This window comes from Devosia sp. (assembly GCF_017307565.1).
Lineage (GTDB): Bacteria > Pseudomonadota > Alphaproteobacteria > Rhizobiales > Devosiaceae > Devosia.
In genome coordinates this window covers 1-3,594 of the sequence record NZ_JAFKHD010000117.1, presented here as the reverse complement: position 1 = coordinate 3,594, position 3,594 = coordinate 1, and the positions used below count along the sequence as shown (strand labels likewise).

General features: G+C 61.7%; 3 protein-coding genes. All 3 read left to right on the top strand.

Translation table 11 applies throughout. The annotated features are described in order from the left end of the window. A partial coding sequence (locus J0I64_RS03395; protein WP_291406214.1) for a hypothetical protein occupies nt 1-537 on the top strand: 537 nt, incomplete at its 5' end. Continuing rightward, nucleotides 534-1,604: an LptF/LptG family permease gene (locus J0I64_RS03390; RefSeq protein ID WP_291406213.1), complete on the top strand. Its 1,071-nt coding sequence runs from the start codon at nt 534-536 to the stop codon at nt 1,602-1,604. The genes J0I64_RS03395 and J0I64_RS03390, both read left to right, overlap by 4 nt. Further along, a partial coding sequence (gene lptD / locus J0I64_RS03385) for an LPS assembly protein LptD (RefSeq protein ID WP_291406212.1) occupies nt 1,601-3,594 on the top strand: 1,994 nt, incomplete at its 3' end. The genes J0I64_RS03390 and lptD, both read left to right, overlap by 4 nt.

The window sequence follows — 3,594 nt, the reverse complement described above, 5'->3', positions numbered from 1 at the left end:
AACCCAGAATCGCGCCGGACCTATATTGCCGAGACCGCGCGCGTTTCGAGCGACGGCGACAAATATGTGCTCGAGCTGCGCAACGGCACATTGCAATATGTGCAGGAAGACGGACGTTATTCCGAAGTGCGCTTCACCCGTTATGACCTCGGCGTCGAAAGCATTGCGCAGGCTTTTCCTACTGGCAATTCTCTGGCGGAGCGCAGCAGCGTCGACATCATCAATGAGGCGATGAACACCGGCTATCTGGCGCCGGAGGCCGTGCAGCGATTGCTCGACCGGACGGCGGAAGCCCTTCGGGTGATCGCCATCGGGCTCTTTACCCTGGCGCTTGGCGCCTTTCCGAGCGGCAAGCGGGCGCGCGTGCCGATACCCCTCGAAGTGGTGGTGCTGCTGGTGGCCTTTGCCGAGCGCGGCATCGGCACTTATAGCCCGCTCGGGATCGGGACCGGCTCGGTGGTCCTGATGATCATTTCGGCTATTGTCTTGGCCTGGCGGGTATGGCCGCGCCGGCCCAAAGCGCTGGTGCCGGCATGACCCGGATCGACTGGCTGGTGTTGAAGCGGCTGGGGAGCCGGATCGGGGTGACCGTATTCCTGATCTATGGCCTGATCATGCTGGTTGAATCCCTCGACACCTGGCGCTTTACCGTGGTGTCGGAGCAGGCGGGCCTGCCCATGGCGCTGTTGATGGTGGCGATGAGCGCGGTGCGCTGGACCATCAAGACGCTGCCAGTGACGGTGTTGATGGGCGCTATTCTCGGGCTCGTCGATCTCAAGTCGCGGCACGAGCTGACCGTGATCAAGGCCAGCGGCATCTCCATCTGGCGGGCTGTGCGGGCGCCGACCATTGCGCTGATCCTCATCAGTTTTGCCATTGCCATTGGCGCGGAAACGGCCAGCACGCAGATCAATCGCGACCTCTACCCCACCCCACCGGGACAGGCGGCTCTTTTGACGCCGCCGGGCGAGATCTGGATCGAGCAGGAAGGCGACAACGGCAAGTATGTGATCATGGCTCGTTCCATGTCGCCGGGCGGCACGCAGCTGGGAGATGTGACGCTGTTTCATCTCGGGCGGAGCGATATTCCTCGGCTTGAGGCGCAGGAGGCCCTGCTTGAAAACGGCAAGTGGCGCCTGCCGCTGGCCATTGCGCGCACGCCCGACGCTCAGCCCTATGCGGTGCGGGACTATGAGATCGCCACACGCTCCACGCCCGCCGAAATCAGCCTCAAGCTGGCCTCGACCGAGGACATGACCTTCTTCGATCTGGCGAACCTTTTGCAAAGGGGGGTGGCGGACCCGCTGGTAAAATCTGCGGCGACGATGCGCCTCTTCAAGCTCCTGTCGCTCCCGCTTGTGCTTTCCGGCTCGCTGTTCATTGCCTTTGCGTTTACCGCAGGTTATCGAAGGGACACTAATCTGGGACCTTCGGTTCTCTACGGGGTCGTGCTCGGATTTGTCGTGTTTGTAATTACCGAGATGGCCGACCGGGCAGGGTCGACCGGCGTTCTCGACCCTGCTTTCGCAGCAGTTGGACCGGCATTGGTGGCCATAGTCGTTGGTGTAACAGTGCTGCTGCACAAGGAAGACGGGCGGACGTGAGGCAGAAGAGGAAACAGGACCGACGCCTGCTGCGCGCCCTGCTCTTGGGCGCGTCGCTGTGTTTTGCTACCCTGCCCGCTGCAGCGCAGGGCCTTGTTCCCGCTGATTTCTTTACCGCGCCTATCGATCCGGCTGCGCCGACCGGCGTCGAAGCCAGTGTGCTGACGTTCGATGCCACCACCAATACGATCCGCGCTTCGGGCGATGTGGTGCTCTCTTCGAGCGGCTACGTGGTGACCGGGCAGACGCTGGTTTATGACCGCACGGCCAATTCGGTGAAAATGTCGGGCGCGGTGACCGTGACCGACCCATCGGGCAATGTGCTCGAAACGACCGACCTCGATATTACCGGCGGGCTGAAGCAGGCTTTCCTCAATGCCCTGACCATCACCGCCTATGACGGCTCGCGCATTACGGCGGACAGCGCGGACTATGACTCGACGCTGCAGTCGATCTATTCCAATGCCAGCTATGCGCCCTGCGGCGAATGTATCGACACCAAGGGGCGTCGCATCGGCTGGTCGGTGAATGCCTCCAAGATCGTTCACAATACCAAAGATAATTCGGTCACCCTTGAGAACACGACGCTGTCGCTGCTCGGCGTGCCTGTTGCCTGGTTGCCCTATCTCTGGCTGCCCGATCTCAGCGAATCCGCGCTGGCCCGAGCGCCGCGGCCGAGCTTGAACTATACCGAACAGACCGGCTTTGGCGTCGGTGTGCAGGTTGGCGTCTATGGCACCAAGTGGACCGATATCTTCCTCAGCTCCCGCTATATGACGCGACAGGGTTTTCTGCTCGGGGCGGAGTGGGTGCAGCGGTTCGACAATGGCTCGTTCCAGATCAAGGCGTCCGGCATTCGCCAGTGGGATCCCGCTGCCTTCGTCAATGAAGTGGGCGACAGGGAATGGCGCGGCGCGATCCAGACCTCGGGTACGTTCACCCCGATCAAGAACTGGGAAACCGGCTGGTCCTACACTGCCTTTACCGATGCCGGCTATCTTGGCGACTATGAGCTGACGACAGCCAAATCGACGACCAATCAGGTCTATGCCACGCATGTGAGCGAGCAGACCTATTTCGATATCCGCCTGCAGCAGTTCAATCAGCTCGGCAAGACGGCGACCCAGGCAACCCAGGACCAGCAGGGTGCGAACCTGCCGGTAACGCGCTTCGAGCACATCATCGACCTTGAAGACGACATGGGCCGCCTCGCCTTTGAAGGCCAATTGCGCAATGTGGTGCGCAATGTCGACGTCGCGCCGACCGGCGCTGGTGCGCGCTATGGCTATCAGGGCAACAAGACCCACGCGACGCTACAGGCCAGTTGGCAGAAGCAGATCATCGGCGGCGGCGGTTTTGTCTTTACCCCCTATCTCGGCGGTCGCGCCGACTTTTCCTATTATGACGGCAAGAGCGCGCTGCTGTCTGGCGAGACCAGCCTGTTCAGCGCTACGCCGATCGCGGCCATGGACATCCGCTATCCGCTGATGGCCAGCAATGGGGCCGATGTGCATATCATCGAGCCGATCGCGCAGGTCGTCTATCGCGGTTCGAACACAACGATGCCCGGCATTACCAATGACGATGCGCAGAGCTTCGTCTTCGACGACACGAACCTCTTTAGCTACAACCGCTTCTCGGGCTCGGACCGGCAGGAAACGGGGCTGCGCGCCAATATCGGTGGCCGCTACCAGGCCAATTTCGACAATGGCAGCTATCTCGAAGTGATCGGCGGGCAGTCGTTCCAGTTGGCAGGCGAGAATGCCTTTTCGACTGTCGACCATGCGTTGACCGGGGTTGGCAGCGGGCTCGCGACGGATGCGTCCTATGCGGTGCTGGGCGCTTATGGCTCGTTCTTCCCGGGGCTGACTTTTGGGGCAAAGACACAGGTCGACACCTCGGCCTGGCAGCTGGCGCGGTTTGGCGCGGGCGCGAGCTACACGCCCGGCGATTGCAGCGGGCATTTCTTCATGCAGCTCGCGGTGATCCT